General features: G+C 69.9%; 11 protein-coding genes. 6 read left to right on the top strand and 5 right to left on the bottom strand.

Annotation, left to right across the window (positions count from 1 at the left end; translation table 11 throughout):
* Positions 1–87: 87 nt before the first annotated feature.
* The 5 genes from C569_RS0105030 to C569_RS0105010 form a co-directional block, all read right to left on the bottom strand.
* Positions 88–1,830, bottom strand: coding sequence for an ABC transporter substrate-binding protein (locus C569_RS0105030; protein WP_026267708.1), 1,743 nt, complete (start codon positions 1,828–1,830; stop codon positions 88–90).
* A 108-nt stretch (positions 1,831–1,938) separates the two neighbouring features.
* Positions 1,939–2,925: an ABC transporter permease gene (locus C569_RS0105025; RefSeq protein ID WP_018784707.1), complete on the bottom strand. Its 987-nt coding sequence runs from the start codon at positions 2,923–2,925 to the stop codon at positions 1,939–1,941.
* A gap of 11 nt (positions 2,926–2,936) precedes the next feature.
* A complete protein-coding gene (locus tag C569_RS0105020; RefSeq protein WP_018784706.1) occupies positions 2,937–3,944 on the bottom strand; it encodes an ABC transporter permease in 1,008 nt (335 codons plus the stop codon).
* Positions 3,941–4,963 (bottom strand): ABC transporter ATP-binding protein, encoded by a 1,023-nt coding sequence (locus C569_RS0105015; RefSeq protein WP_018784705.1) that lies wholly within the window; start codon positions 4,961–4,963, stop codon positions 3,941–3,943. Before C569_RS0105015 ends, C569_RS0105020 begins: the two co-directional genes overlap by 4 nt.
* On the bottom strand, positions 4,960–6,063 hold the full coding sequence (locus tag C569_RS0105010) for an ABC transporter ATP-binding protein (RefSeq protein ID WP_018784704.1): 1,104 nt from the start codon (positions 6,061–6,063) through the stop codon (positions 4,960–4,962). The genes C569_RS0105015 and C569_RS0105010 overlap by 4 nt, the downstream gene beginning before the upstream one ends.
* 240 nt (positions 6,064–6,303) lie before the next feature.
* Between C569_RS0105010 and C569_RS0105005 the strand changes: the two genes are divergently transcribed.
* The 6 genes from C569_RS0105005 (at position 6,304) to C569_RS0104980 (ending at position 14,005) form a co-directional block, all read left to right on the top strand.
* On the top strand, positions 6,304–6,852 hold the full coding sequence (locus C569_RS0105005; protein WP_018784703.1) for a Uma2 family endonuclease: 549 nt from the start codon (positions 6,304–6,306) through the stop codon (positions 6,850–6,852).
* A 151-nt stretch (positions 6,853–7,003) separates the two neighbouring features.
* Complete coding sequence (locus tag C569_RS0105000; protein ID WP_018784702.1) at positions 7,004–8,440, top strand: TldD/PmbA family protein; 1,437 nt, start codon at positions 7,004–7,006, stop codon at positions 8,438–8,440.
* Between the two features lie 67 nt (positions 8,441–8,507).
* Positions 8,508–9,926 (top strand): TldD/PmbA family protein, encoded by a 1,419-nt coding sequence (locus C569_RS0104995; protein WP_018784701.1) that lies wholly within the window; start codon positions 8,508–8,510, stop codon positions 9,924–9,926.
* 227 nt (positions 9,927–10,153) lie between these two features.
* The gene (locus C569_RS0104990) at positions 10,154–10,975 is read left to right on the top strand and encodes a hypothetical protein (RefSeq protein ID WP_026267706.1); all 822 of its coding nucleotides are present in this window, start codon (positions 10,154–10,156) and stop codon (positions 10,973–10,975) included.
* Positions 10,976–10,985: 10 nt separating this feature from the next.
* Positions 10,986–12,899: a fumarate reductase/succinate dehydrogenase flavoprotein subunit gene (locus C569_RS0104985; protein ID WP_018784699.1), complete on the top strand. Its 1,914-nt coding sequence runs from the start codon at positions 10,986–10,988 to the stop codon at positions 12,897–12,899.
* Positions 12,899–14,005, top strand: coding sequence for a succinate dehydrogenase/fumarate reductase iron-sulfur subunit (locus tag C569_RS0104980; RefSeq protein WP_018784698.1), 1,107 nt, complete (start codon positions 12,899–12,901; stop codon positions 14,003–14,005). The genes C569_RS0104985 and C569_RS0104980 overlap by 1 nt, the downstream gene beginning before the upstream one ends.
* The last annotated feature ends 107 nt before the right edge of the window (positions 14,006–14,112 follow it).

Raw genomic sequence — 14,112 nt, 5'->3', positions numbered from 1 at the left:
GGAAGGGCCCCCTTTTAACGCCTGCGGTAGAGGAAGGGCCCCTTGTTAACGCGCGGCGTTAACAAGGGGCCCTTCCTTCCACGACGGCTACTGCTTGACGTACGCGTTGACGAAGTTCGGGTAGCCGAACACGGAGGAGATGAACACTCCGCCCGCTCTGGACCCGTGCACGTTGTACGCCACGTCCACGTAGAGCGGCACCACAGGCGCGTGCTCCTTCATGATCCGCTCGTCGAGCTTGCCCCACTCCGGGCCCTGCTCGGACGGCGGCAGCGCCAGGATCCGGTCCATCTCGGCGTTGATCGCGTCGTCGTTGAAGTACGACTGGTTGCTGTTGCCCTCGGCCTTGATGGTCCGGCCGTCGTAGAGCACCGGCAGGATCGACGCGCCGCTGGGCCAGTCCGCCGCCCAGTTGCCGATGTACAGGTCCCAGGGGTTGTCCTTCTTCTTGATCTCGTCCAGCTTCGCGTCGTCCGGGATGTTCCGGACCGTGATCTTGAAGCCGGCGCGCTCCAGGTTGCCCTTGAGCTGGACCGCCTCCGCCTGCTCGGTCGTGTTGTCGGCGACGCCGAGGACCAGCTCGGGGGTCTGGCCGCCGAGCAGCTCCTTGGCCTTCTCCACGTTGCCGTTGGCGCCCGCCGGGTACGCGTCGTACGCCTTGTAGCCGATGGTCGACGGCGGCATCAGCGTGGTGATCGGCTGCGCGACGGTCTGGCCGCCGAGCGCCTTGACCAGGCCCTCACGGTCGATCGCGTAGTTGAGCGCCTGACGGATCTTCAGGTCCTTGACCCGCTGGGTGTTGATCACGAGCTGGTTGGCGCTCGGGGTGGGGGACAGCAGCGTGCGGGGCTTCAGCGCCGGGTCACCGGCGACCTTGGCCACGAGCGAGGCCGGCACCGAGTTGAACGCCAGCGCGCTCTGGTCGGCACCGTTGTCCGCGATCACCCGGTTGTTGGCAGCGTCGGCGGTCGGGCCGAAGCTCCAGACGAACTGGTCCGGGTACTGGTGCCGCACCGGGTCGGTCTTCGCGTCCCAGTTCGGGTTGCGGTCCAGCGTGAGCTGGACCCCGACCTGGTTCTTGGCGATCTTGTACGGGCCGGACGAGAACGGCTTCTGGTCCAGGTTGACCCCGGTGTCCTTCTCCGGCTTGAGCGGCGCCGTGGTGGGCAGCGAGACCGCGAACGGCAGGTCGCAGCGCGGCTTGGCGAACTCGAAGCGCAGCGTCTTGGCGTCCGGCGTGGTCAGGCCCGGCGGCAGCGACGTCTTGTTCTGCTTGAAGTCCCACTTGGTGTCGTACTGCGCGGTGTCGGCCAGCCACTCCTGGATGTAGGTGGGGCCGCCGGTGAGGTCCGGGTCGAAGGAGCGGGCGATGCCGTACGCGATCTCCTTGGAGGTGATCGGGCTGCCGTCCTCGAACTTCACCCCGTCCTTGATGGTGAATTCCCAGACCTTGCAGTCGTTGTCGACGTTCTTGCCCGGGTTCTCGGCCAGGTCACCCACCAGGACCAGGCCACCCTTGCCGTCGTCCTTCCAGGTGGTCAGGTAGCGGGCGAAGAGCGGGCTGGCCATCAGGCCGGCGAACGAGTACGTCCGCTGCGGGTCCAGGTGGGAGATGGGGGTCTCCCGGATGATGGTGAACGTCCCGCCCTTGGCCGCGCCGTCGATCTCGGCGGCCGGCCCCTGCGAGTCCTTGGGGTCGGTCGCGATGACCCCGGTCTGCTGCCGGTTGGTGTCCACAGTGGTGCCTTCGCCCGTGTTCTCCGAGCAGGCACCGAGTGCCACAACCAGTGCGATGGCGCCGCCAGCGGCGGCCGCTGCGCGTGGTCGCATGTCCTACCTCCTCCACCCGTTCGCCGAGCGCTCCCGCCGACGTCCCGAGGATCGTAAAGAAGAAAAGCTACGAGTTGGGTAACAGTTGTCGATAAATTTCGTCGCGGTTCAACCGAGCCGCACCCGCGGGTCTATCACCGCGTAGAGCAGGTCCACCACCACGTTCGCCAGCACCACGAAGACCGCCGCGATCAACACGGTCGCCATGATGGTCGGCAGGTCGCCCGCACGGACCGCGTCGACAGCGGTACGCCCCATCCCGTTCAGACCGAATGTCGTCTCGGTGATCACCGTGCCGCCCAGCGCCCCACCCACGTCCAGACCGGCGATCGTCACCACCGGCGTGATCGCGGCGCGCAGCGCGTGCCGGCCGTACACCTTGCGTTTGGCCAGGCCCTTCGCCCGCGCGGTCCGGACGAAGTCCTCCGACAGTGTCTCCAGCATCTGCGCCCGCGACAGTCGCGCGTAGATCGCGGAGAAGAGGAATGCCAGCGCCACCCAGGCCAGCACCAGCCCGCTCGTCCATTTCAGCGGGTTGTCGAACAACGAGGTGTAGCTCGGTACCGGCAGCAGGCGCAGGTTGTAGACGAAGACGATGAGCAGCACCGCGCCGACGAAGTAGAGCTGCAACGAGGCGCCGGTGAGCGAGAAGCCGATCGCCGCCCGGTCCAGCCAGCTCCCCCGGCGCAGCGCCGAGAGCATGCCCAGGCCGACGCCGAGCAGCAGCCACAGGATCGCTGCCGGGATGACGATGCTCAGCGTCACCGGCAGCACCCGGGCGATGGTGTCCGAGACCGCCTCGTTCGACACGTACGACCAGCCGAGGCAGGGGGCGTCGCACCGGCCGCCCTGGGCGCTGCCCAGGTCCCGGCCGGTGAAGATGCCCTTCATGTAGCCGGCGTACTGGCTGATCAGCGGATCACGCAGGCCCAGTTCCTGGCGGACCCGCTCCAGCCGCTCCGGGTTGCAGTTCTTCGGGCACATGCCGGTGACCGGGTCGCGGGGAAGCGCGAAGAACATCAGGAAGCTGAGCACGCTCACCGCGAACAGGGTGAGCGCGGCGGACAGCAGCCGGCGGATGAGGAATCGCGTCATGGTCCGGCCTCCTACCGGGACGACTTCGGGTCGAGCGCGTCGCGCAGCGCGTCACCGAAGAGGTTGAAGGCGAACACGAGCGCGAAGATGGTGATGCCCGGGAAGAAGACGTACGCCGGGTCGGTCTGCAGGTAGTCGAGACTGCGGTAGATCATGCGGCCGAAGCTCGGCGTCTCGTCGGTGAGGCCGACGCCGATGAACGACAACGCGGCCTCGCTGGTGATGTACTGCGGCACCGCCAGCGAGAAGGCGACCAGGATCGGCGCCCAGGCGTTCGGCAGCAACTGCCGGAACAACATGTGCCCGAGGCCCGCGCCACTGGCCCGCGCCGCCTCCACGAACTCGCGTTCGCGCAGCGCGATGATCTGGCCCCGGACCAGCCGGGCCGTGCCGGTCCAGCCGAACAGGGCGAAGATCGCGATGAGCACACCGATCTGGAAGTACGCCGGTACGGCCTCACGCTGGCCGTAGAAGCGCAGCGCGACGGTCGGCATCAGGGCCAGCGCGATGATCAGGAACGGCATGGCCAGGGTCAGGTCGGTGATCCAGTTGATCACCGTGTCCAGCCAGCCACCCAGGTAGCCGGCGAGCGTTCCGAGCGTCACGCCGATCACGGCGGTCAGCACGGCTGCGGCGAACGCGATGAACAGCGACGTCCGCAGGCCGTGCACCATCCGGATGAAGATGTCCCGGCCGAGACCGGGCTCCAGTCCGAACCAGTGCTCCCCGGTCACGCCACCGGCGTAGCCCAACGGCATGCCGTAGCCGTCGAGGCGGTTCTGGAACTGTTCCTTCGGCCCCACCCCGTACAGCGCCTCGATGAGCGGGACGGCGAGCGCGACCAGCACGAAGAACGCCAGCAGGCCGCCGCTGATCAGCGCGGTGCGGTCCCGCCTGAGCCGTGCGAGAGCGAGCTGGCCGGGTGACCGGCCGACGAACTCCTTCCTGCCGCTGTCGTCGCCCTCATCGGGCGACTCGATCTCGGCGAGCGCGACGCCCTCGACCGGCGACAGGCTCATGGGGACACCTCCACGGTTTCGCCGGTCGGCACGCCGACCGGTCCGCTCTCCGGGTAGTGGCAGGCGGTGAGTTGTCCGCCGCCGTCGCGGACGGTCAGGGCGGGTTCTTCGGCGGCGCACCGGTCGGTGGCTTTCCAGCAGCGGGTGCGGAAGCGGCAGCCCGATGGTGGGTTGAGGGGGGTGGGGACGACGCCGGTGAGGCGGACACGCCCGGCGGGGCCGAGGGTGGTGACGTCGGGGATCGCGGACAGCAGCGCCCGGGTGTACGGGTGCTGCGGGTGGGTGTAGATGGTGTCGCGGTCGCCGATCTCGACGATCTTTCCCAGGTACATGACCGCGACGCGGTGGCAGAAGTGCCGCACGACGGCGAGGTCGTGGGCGATGAAGACGAACGCCAGGTCGAGGTCGCGTTGCAGGGTGCGCAGCAGGTTGATGACCTGCGCCTGGATCGACACGTCGAGAGCGGAGACGGGTTCGTCGGCCACGATCAGTTTCGGTTTCAGCGCCAGGGCGCGGGCGATGCCGATGCGCTGGCGTTGCCCGCCGGAGAACTCGTGCGGATACCTGTTGTAGTGCTCCGGGTTCAACCCGACCAGTTCCAGCAACTCCTGCACGCGGTGTTTCATCCCACCGGGTGGGGTGATCCGGTTGACCTGCAACGGCATCGCCACGATCCGCCCGACCGTGTGGCGGGGGTTCAGCGACGCGTACGGGTCCTGGAAGATGATCTGCAGATCCTGCCGCAGCCCGCGCAGCTCACCCCGTTTCGCGTGAGTGATGTCCCGCCCCGCGAAGGAGATGCTGCCGGCGGTGGGCTCCAGCAGCCGCACCAGCATCCGCCCGGTCGTGGTCTTCCCGCACCCCGACTCCCCCACCAGGCCGAGCGTCTCACCCGGCCGCACATCGAAGTCCAGCCCGTCCACCGCCCGGACGGCACCCCTGGCACGGAAGCCCTGACGCACCGGGAAGTGCCTGGTCAGACCCCGCACCGACAGCAGCGGCTCGGCCTCGGCGCTCATCGGGCCACCCCCACCCGGGCGACCTCGTCGCGGTAGATCCGCTCCCGATCCCCCGCCGACAGATGGCAGGCCACCAGGTGTCCCGCCTCGCCGGCCGCCCGCAGCTCGGGGACCTCGGTGCGGGAGCGGTCACCGTTGACGTCGGCCCACCGGCAGCGCGGATGGAACGCGCACCCCGACGGCAGGTTGATCAGACTGGGCGGGTTACCGGGAATCGGCAGCAGGTCCGCGTCGGCGTCACCGTGCAACGACGGCACGCTCGACAACAACCCCCACGTGTACGGATGCTGCGGCGCCCGCAACACCCGCGCCACACTGCCGTGCTCGACCGCCCGGCCCGCGTACATCACCAGCACGTCATCAGCCACCTGACTGACCACACCCAGGTCGTGAGTGATCAACACGATCGCCGACCGGAACTCCTCCTGCAGATCCGCCAGCAGGTCCAGGATCTGCGCCTGCACCGTCACGTCCAGGGCCGTGGTCGGCTCGTCGGCGATCAGCAGGTCGGGGTCGTTTACCAGCGCCATCGCGATCATCGCCCGCTGCCGCATCCCACCGGAGAACTCGTGCGGATACTGATCGAACCGCCTCGCCGGCTGCGGAATCCCCACCCGGTCCAGCATGTCCACCGCCCGCGCCCGGGCCTCTCGCCTCCCGGCCCCCGGGTGGTGCACCCGGTACGCCTCGGCGATCTGCTTCCCCACCGAGTAGTACGGATGCAACGCCGACAACGGATCCTGGAAGATCATCGCCATGTCCCGGCCCCGCAACCGACGAATCTCCTCCTCACCCCGGCCCACCAACTGACGCCCACCCACTGAGATTTCCCCCGAGATGGTCGTGCGCTTCGCGTTGTGCAGACCGAGGATCGCCAGCGACGTCACGCTCTTGCCGGAACCGGACTCCCCCACGATCCCCAACGTGCGACCGCGCTCGACGGCGAACGAGACACCGTCGACGGCCTTGACCACACCGTCCTCGGTGTCGAACCGCACCCGCAGATCCCTGACCTGGAGATAGGGACCGTCGCCGGAGCGCTGCTCCGGCACCTCCGGGCGGTCCGGCTCCCCGGACGGCACCGCCTCCGATCTGCCCATTGACCGCCTCCCCTCGGCAATGAAGAGAACCTACAGTAAATCCCCAGAGGCGAAAATAAGCTACATCGAGCGGTCTGTCAGCGGACCGAGCGTAACGACTCGGTCTCCCGATCGCACTCCCCTCACCTGGGACATCCACGGCGGCGATTGGGCATCCCGGCCTCGTGGTCGCACCGAGGGTGCGACCATGGTCCCGGTGACGAAGGGACCATTCCTGTCGGCACGAGGTGGAGGCGACCAATGACCGCGGCGGTGTTCGGCCACGACGGCCCGTGGACCGAAGAGGAGTACCTCGCCCTCGGCGAGACGCGGCAACGCGTCGAACTCTTCGACGGGAGCCTGCACGTGACACCGGCACCGACTCCGCGGCACCAGCGAATCCAGCGGAACCTCGGCAATCTGCTGGAGGCCGCTGCCAGGCCCGCCGGCCTGGAACTGCTGGAGACGGTGAACGTCCGGCTCCGGCCCGGCCGCATACCGATTCCCGACCTGGTCGTCACCGAGCCGATCGACTTCGACGAGCCGATGATCGAGGCGCGGGACGTGCGGCTCGTGTGTGAGGTCATCTCACCGGGCAATGCGGCAACCGACAAGGTACTCAAGATGCACTACTACGCCGCCGCGGGCATCGAGTGGTACCTGCTGGTGGAGCAGGGGACCGGCACACTGCACCTCCACCGGCGACAAGGCCGGCACTACCGGGAGGTGTCGGTGACCAAACCCGGCTCCGTGCTGGAGCTGACCGAGCCCGTCCGGGCCACGATCCGTCCGGAGGATCTCGTCCCCTGACGGATGTCGGCCCGCTCGCCTAGGGTCGGGCGCATGAGCGAGCGTCAGCGAGCGAATCATCGGGGCAGCACGAAGGTGCCTCATGCCGGCACGCAGCGCAGCGGAGTGCCGGCATGAGCGAGCGTCAGCGAGCGACCCATCAGGACAGCGTATGAGCGAGTTCGACGCGGCGACCGCCGCCGTCCAGGCCGCCCTCGACGCGGGCGCCCGGTACGCCGACGCCCGCGTCATGCACCGCCGCTACGAGTCGATGTCGGCACGCAACGGCGACATCGAGGAGCTGAGCCAGGACGAGAGCATCGGGCTGGGCGTACGCGCGCTCGTCGGATCGGGGTGGGGCTTCCACGCCGTACCCGATCTGTCCGACGCCGCGGCCCGCGACGCCGGCCGGCGCGCCGCGGCGATCGCCACCGCGAGTGCGCGCGTTCCCGGCCCGCCGATCGACCTGGTGCCGGCCGAGGCGACTGTGGCGAGCTGGGCCTCGGACTGCGCGGTCGACCCGCTCGGGGTGCCGCTGTCGGACAAGGGCGACCTGCTGGTCCGGGCCACGGCGACGATGCGTGAGCACGGCGCCGACCTGGCCGAGGGGCTCTACCAGATCTGGGACACCTCGAAGTGGTTCGTCTCCAGCGAGGGCCACCGGATCGACCAGCGCATCCGGGAGTGCGGCGGCGGCATCTCGGCCACCTCGATCGCTGACGGCGAGACCCAGCGGCGGTCCTACCCGAGCTATCGCGGGCAGTACGGCACCACCGGCTGGGAGCTGGTCACCTCGCTCGACCTGGGCGCGCACGCCGCGCGGATCGCTGAGGAGTCCCGCGAGCTGCTCACCGCGCCGCTCTGCCCGGCCGGCGAGACCGATCTGATCCTCGGCGGCGAGCAGCTCGCGTTGCAGATCCACGAGTCGGTCGGGCACGCCATCGAGCTGGACCGCATCCTCGGCTGGGAGGCGGCGTTCGCCGGCACGTCCTGGCTCGACCTGGCCCGCCTCGGTTCGCTGCGCTACGGGTCCGAGCTGATGAACGTGACGATCGACCCCACCATCCCGGGCGCGCTGGGCAGCTTCGGCTTCGACGACGAGGGCTCCCCGGCGGTCGCCCGGGACGCGGTCCGCGAGGGGCGGTGGGTCGGGGTGCTCGCCGGCCGGGACTCGGCCGCCGTCGCCGGATTGGACTACGGCGGCAGCGTACGGGCCGACGGCTGGGCCCGGCTGCCGATGGTGCGGATGACGAACGTGGGCCTGGAACCGGGCCCGCACACACTCGACGAGATCATCGCGGCCACCGACGACGGGGTGCTCATGGACATCAACCGGTCCTGGTCGATCGACGACAAGCGGCTCAACTTCCAGTTCGGCTGCGAGGTCGGCTGGGAGGTGCGCAACGGTCGCCGGGGGCGGATGCTGCGCAACCCGACCTACACCGGCATCGGGCCGGTCTTCTGGCGCTCGATGGACATGCTCTCCTCGGAGACGGTCGCCTGGGGCACGCCCAACTGCGGGAAGGGGCAGCCCGGGCAGGTCGGGCACACCGGCCACCCGGCCGCGCCGGCCCGGTTCCGCGGCGTCCGGGTGGGGGTGCGGGCATGAGCGAGCGAATCAGCCAGCTCAGCGCAAAGGTGCCTCATGACGGCACGGAGCGAAGCGGAGTGCCGGCATGAGCGAGCGCGGCATGAGCGCCGAGTTGGAGATCGCCGCCGGGGTGGTGGACCTGGTCCGGCAGACGGCCGGTCGGGCCGCCGAGGCCGAGGTGGTGGTGACCCGCTCCGACCTGGCGCTGACCCGGTTCGCCAACTCGTTCATCCACCAGAACGTGTCCGAGACCGGCGTCTCGGTGCACCTGCGGTTGCACGTGGACGGGCGGACCGCGACCGGCAGCGGCAGCCGGGTCGACGCCGACGGGCTGGCCGTGCTCGTCGAGCGGACCCGGGCCGCGGCCCGGCTCGCGCCGCCCGACCCGGCCTGGCCGGGGCTCACCGCGCCGACGCCCGTGCCGTCGGGCCCGGCCGCCGACGAGGCGACCGCGTTCGCCTCGCCGGATGAGCGGGCCGAGCGGGTACGCGCGTTCGTCGAGGCGGTCGAGGGCCTGGAGGCGGCCGGTTACTGCCGCACCGCGTACCGGTCGGGGGCGTTCGCCAACTCGGCCGGGCACACGGCTGTGGGCCGGGCGGCCGAGGCGGCGATGGACGGCATCGCGCGCGCCGGGGGCGCCGACGGGGTGGCGCGGCTCTGTGCGGACCGGCTGGCCGATCTCGACGGCGCGGCGCTCGGCGCCCGCGCGGCGGCCAAGGCACGCGCCGCGGCCGCACCGGTCGAGCTGCCGCCGGGGCACTACGAGGTGGTGCTCGAACCGGCTGCCGTCGCCGACCTGTTGCAGAACCTGGCCTGGTACGGCTTCAACGGCAAGCGGTACGCCGAACGGCAGTCCTTTGCCGAGCCGGGCACCGCACAGTTCGACCCTTCGGTGACGCTGGTGGACGACCCGCTGCACGCCAGCACGCTGCCGTTCGACCTGGAGGGCACACCCCGCCGGTCGTTGCCACTGGTCGAGGGCGGCACCACAGGGGCGGTGGCGTACGACAGGCGCGGCGGCGCCGAGGCGGGCGCCGGGTCCACCGGCCACGGTATGCCGGGCAGCGCGACGTTCGGGCCGATCCCGCACAACATCCGCCTGCTGGCGGCCGGGGCCGGGGCCGGCGCGGCCGTCGCCGCCGGGCCGGTGAGCGCGGGCGTGACCGGGGCGGTGGGCGACCCGGACACCGCCGCGCTGGTGGCCGGGATGCGGCGCGGGCTGCTGGTCAGCGACTTCTGGTACACGCGGGTGCTGGACCCGAAGCAACTGGTGGTCACCGGGCTGACCCGCAACGGGGTGTGGCTGGTCGAGGACGGCGTGCCGACCCGGGCGGTGCGCGACTTCCGGTTCACCGAGTCGTACCCCCGGGCGCTGGGGTCGGGCCTGGTGCTCGGCCTGGGCCGGACGGCTGCGCGCCAGCCGGGCCGCGTCGACGGCTCCTGGTACGAGGCGCCCGCGCTGCGGCTGTCCTCCTGGCACTTCACCGGCGGTGCGTCCGGGTGACCCGGTGCGCCGCCGGGCGCGCCGGGCCACCGGTCGGCGCGCCGTTCGGCCGACCCAACACATTGATCATGATTCGACTCTTTCCAAGCTGCGGGACACACGGGACACTGCGTTGCGCGGCCGGGCCGTGAAGATCGGCGTAACGTGTGTCACTTAGCCGCACCGGTTCGCCGGTGTGGCCTCGCGCGTGCGCAGGACGTGACAGTGACGTCAGGGAGATGACTCGAATGACAACTACGTCGGCCAGGACGCCGAGACCGCAGCCGCGGGGAGGGCGGGCACGCGCCGCCATCGCGGCGAAGACGTTGCGGACCGACAGATGGTGGTTCGCCCCGCTGATCACCGTGGTGGGGCTCAGCGCGTGGGTCATCTACGCGACGGTCCGGGTCTTCATGCACAAGTGGTACTGGGTGGAGCAGTACCACTACCTGACGCCGTTCTACTCCCCCTGCGTCACCGACCGCTGTGTCGAGGGCTCCTCGCACTTCGGCCAGTTCCTGCCCGGCTGGTGGATCATCCCGGACGCGGCGCTCACCCTGCCGTTCCTGCTGCTGTTCCGCCTGACCTGCTACTACTACCGCAAGGCGTACTACCGGTCGTTCTGGCTGTCGCCGCCGGCCTGCGCGGTGCCGGACGGGCACCAGTCGTACAGCGGCGAGACCCGGTTCCCGCTGCTCGGCCAGAACCTGCACCGCTACTTCTTCTACGCCGCCGCGATCATCTCGCTGATCAACACCTGGGACGCGATCCTCGCCTTCCACTCCCCCGAGGGCTTCGGCTTCGGCCTGGGCAACATCATCCTGCTGGTCAACGTGGTGATGCTGTGGGCGTACACGATTTCCTGCCACTCCTGCCGGCACATCATCGGCGGGCGGCTCAAGCACTTCTCCAAGCACCCGATGCGCTACAAGGCGTGGACCGGGGTGTCCTGGTTGAACGTCCGGCACATGCAGCTCGCCTGGATCACCCTGGGCACCCTGGCGCTCACCGACTTCTACGTGATGGCGGTCGCCGCCGGCTGGATCAACGACCTGCGGTTCATCAACTGAGAGCCTGGACATGACTGAGACGCGAATCGAACGACACCACTACGACGTCGTCGTGATCGGGGCCGGTGGCGCCGGCCTGCGCGCGGCGATCGAGGCCCGGCTGGCCGGCAAGAAGACCGCGATCATCTCGAAGTCGCTGTTCGGTAAGGCGCACACGGTGATGGCCGAGGGCGGCGCCGCCGCCGCGATGGGCAACGTGAACTCGCGCGACAACTGGCAGGTGCACTTCCGGGACACCATGCGCGGCGGCAAGTTCCTCAACAACTTCCGGATGGCCGAGTTGCACGCCAAGGAGGCGCCGCAGCGGATCTGGGAGCTGGAGACGTACGGCGCGCTGTTCGACCGCACCTCCGACGGAAGGATCTCGCAGCGCAACTTCGGCGGCCACGAGTACCCGCGCCTGGCGCACGTCGGCGACCGCACCGGCCTGGAGCTGATCCGTACGCTCCAGCAGAAGATCGTCTCGCTCCAGCAGGAGGACAAGCAGGAGTTCGGCAGCTACGATGCGCGGATCCGGGTGTTCTCCGAGACCACTGTCACCGAGCTGCTGCTCGACGGCGACCGGGTGGCCGGGGCGTTCGGCTACTACCGCGAGTCCGGCGAGTTCGTCCTGTTCGAGGCGCCCGCGGTGGTGCTGGCCACCGGCGGCGTCGGACGCTCCTACAAGGTCACCTCGAACTCGTGGGAGTACACCGGCGACGGCCACGCGCTGGCGCTGCGCGCCGGGGCCACGCTGATCAACATGGAGTTCCTCCAGTTCCACCCGACCGGCATGGTCTGGCCGCCCTCGGTGAAGGGCATCCTGGTCACCGAGTCGGTACGCGGCGACGGCGGGGTGCTGAAGAACTCCGAGGGCAAGCGGTTCATGTTCGACTACGTCCCGGACGTGTTCCGCAAGCAGTACGCGGAGACCGAGGAGGAGGCGGACCGCTGGTACACCGACCCGGACAACAACCGGCGTCCGCCGGAGCTGCTGCCCCGCGACGAGGTCGCCCGCGCCATCAACAGCGAGGTCAAGGAGGGCCGGGGTACGCCGGCCGGCGGCGTCTACCTGGACATCGCCTCCCGTAAGTCGGCCGAGGAGATCCGCCGCCGCCTCCCGTCGATGTACCACCAGTTCAAGGAGCTGGCCGACGTCGACATCACCAAGGAGCCGATGGAGGTCGGCCCGACCTGTCACTACGTGATGGGCGGCGTCGAGGTGGACCCGGACTCCGGCGCGGCGTACGGCGCGGTGCGCGGTCTCTACGCCGCCGGTGAGGTGTCCGGCGGCATGCACGGCTCCAACCGGCTCGGCGGCAACTCCCTGTCCGACCTGCTGGTGTTCGGCAAGCGCGCGGGCGGGCACGCCGCCACGTACGCCGACCAGCTCACCACCCGCCCGGCGGTGTCGGTGGCCGCGGTGGAGGCCGCCGTGGAGACGGCGCTGGCGCCGCTTCAGCGGGACACCGGTGAGAGCCCGTACCAGCTCCAGCAGGACCTCCAGGCGGTGATGGGCGACCTGGTCGGGATCATCCGGCGCGAGGGTGAGCTCGAAGACGCCATGCGCAGGCTGGCCGAGCTGCGGGAGCGGGTGGCGAAGGTGAGCGCGGTCGGTACCCGGCGCTACAACCCGGGCTGGCACCTGGCGCTGGACCTGCGCAACATGCTCGTGGTCTCGGAGTGCACCGCGATGGCGGCGCTTCAGCGGCAGGAGTCGCGCGGCGGGCACACCCGGGAGGACTACCCGGCGATGGACCCGAAGTGGCGGAGCGTCAACCTGGTCTGCTCGCTGGACGGGGACGCGGTCCGGCTGACCCGCAAGCCGCTGCCGAAGATGCGGCCGGAGCTGATCGGGCTGTTCGACCGGGCCGAGCTGGCCAAGTACCTGACCGACGAGGAACTCGCCGAGTTCGACGCCCTCACCGAGGAGGCGAACAACTGATGGGAAGTAAGCGCCAGTTCCGCATCTGGCGGGGCGACGAGACCGGCGGCGACCTGAAGGACTACACGGTCGAGGTCAACGAGGGCGAGGTGGTCCTCGACGTGATCCACCGGCTCCAGGCCACCGAGGCGCCCGACCTGGCGTGCCGGTGGAACTGCAAGGCCGGCAAGTGCGGCTCCTGCTCGATGGAGATCAACGGCAAGCCGCGGCTGGGCTGCATGACCCGGATGTCGACGTTCGAGGAGTCCGAGACCGTCACGGTCACCCCGCTGCGCACCTTCCCGGTGATCCGGGATCTGGTCACCGACGTCTCGTTCAACTACGAGAAGGCCCGGGAGACCCCGGCGTTCGCGCCGCCGGCCGACGTGGCGCCCGGCGACTACCGGATGGAGCAGGTCGACGTCGAGCGCTCGCAGGAGTTCCGCAAGTGCATCGAGTGCTTCCTGTGCCAGAACGTCTGCCACGTGATCCGCGATCACGACGAGAACAAGCCGGCGTTCTCCGGTCCCCGGTACTTCATCCGGGCGGCCGAGCTGGACATGCACCCGCTCGATGCGCGCACCGACCGCCGGGAGTACGCGCAGTCGGACATGGGGCTCGGCTTCTGCAACATCACCAAGTGCTGCACCGAGGTCTGCCCCGAGCACATCAAGATCACCGACAACGGGATCATCCCCATGAAGGAACGGGTCGTCGACCGCAGGTACGATCCCCTTGTGTGGCTCGGTAACAAGATCTTCCGGAGGGGTCAGGTGCCTCAGACCAGCGCGACCAGCGGGCATTCGAGCGGTGCCGTCACGTCCGGAGGGACGCACGGCGGGGCGCACGCGCACGGCGGTGGTCCGCACGTCGGCGGAGTGCACTCGCACGCGGGCGGCTCGCACGACAGCGCCGCCGAGCGTCAGGCCCAGCAGGGCGTCAACTGGCACCGCGAGGTGCCGCACCCGACCGCCCCAGCGGTGGACGCCAGCGGCAAGCTGCCGCTGACCGAGCTGACCTTCAACAAGGCCGCCGCGCCGTCCCCGTTCGGCGACGACGTGACGTTCCCGCTGCCGCCGGAGCACCTCAACTTCGCTCACCCGCAGCAGGACGAGCCGAAGCACTGAACAGCAGCGCGACGATGACGGGGGCCGGCGGCACGAGCCGCGGGCCCTCGTCCCGTCCCTGCCCGGCTGTCCGGTTCGCCGGGCGAACCGGCCCGCGGCGCGTTCGC

This window comes from Micromonospora sp. CNB394 (assembly GCF_000374985.1).
Classification (GTDB): Bacteria; Actinomycetota; Actinomycetes; order Mycobacteriales; family Micromonosporaceae; genus Micromonospora; species Micromonospora marina.
This window is presented reverse-complemented; position numbering and strand designations above follow the sequence as displayed.

Coding starts and splice junctions, on each gene's coding strand:
- C569_RS0105030 (WP_026267708.1), bottom strand. CDS start 1,830: ATGCGACCACGCGCAGCGGCCGCCGCTGGCGGCGCCATCGCACTGGTT.
- C569_RS0105025 (WP_018784707.1), bottom strand. CDS start 2,925: ATGACGCGATTCCTCATCCGCCGGCTGCTGTCCGCCGCGCTCACCCTG.
- C569_RS0105020 (WP_018784706.1), bottom strand. CDS start 3,944: ATGAGCCTGTCGCCGGTCGAGGGCGTCGCGCTCGCCGAGATCGAGTCG.
- C569_RS0105015 (WP_018784705.1), bottom strand. CDS start 4,963: ATGAGCGCCGAGGCCGAGCCGCTGCTGTCGGTGCGGGGTCTGACCAGG.
- C569_RS0105010 (WP_018784704.1), bottom strand. CDS start 6,063: ATGGGCAGATCGGAGGCGGTGCCGTCCGGGGAGCCGGACCGCCCGGAG.
- C569_RS0105005 (WP_018784703.1), top strand. CDS start 6,304: ATGACCGCGGCGGTGTTCGGCCACGACGGCCCGTGGACCGAAGAGGAG.
- C569_RS0105000 (WP_018784702.1), top strand. CDS start 7,004: ATGAGCGAGTTCGACGCGGCGACCGCCGCCGTCCAGGCCGCCCTCGAC.
- C569_RS0104995 (WP_018784701.1), top strand. CDS start 8,508: ATGAGCGAGCGCGGCATGAGCGCCGAGTTGGAGATCGCCGCCGGGGTG.
- C569_RS0104990 (WP_026267706.1), top strand. CDS start 10,154: ATGACAACTACGTCGGCCAGGACGCCGAGACCGCAGCCGCGGGGAGGG.
- C569_RS0104985 (WP_018784699.1), top strand. CDS start 10,986: ATGACTGAGACGCGAATCGAACGACACCACTACGACGTCGTCGTGATC.
- C569_RS0104980 (WP_018784698.1), top strand. CDS start 12,899: ATGGGAAGTAAGCGCCAGTTCCGCATCTGGCGGGGCGACGAGACCGGC.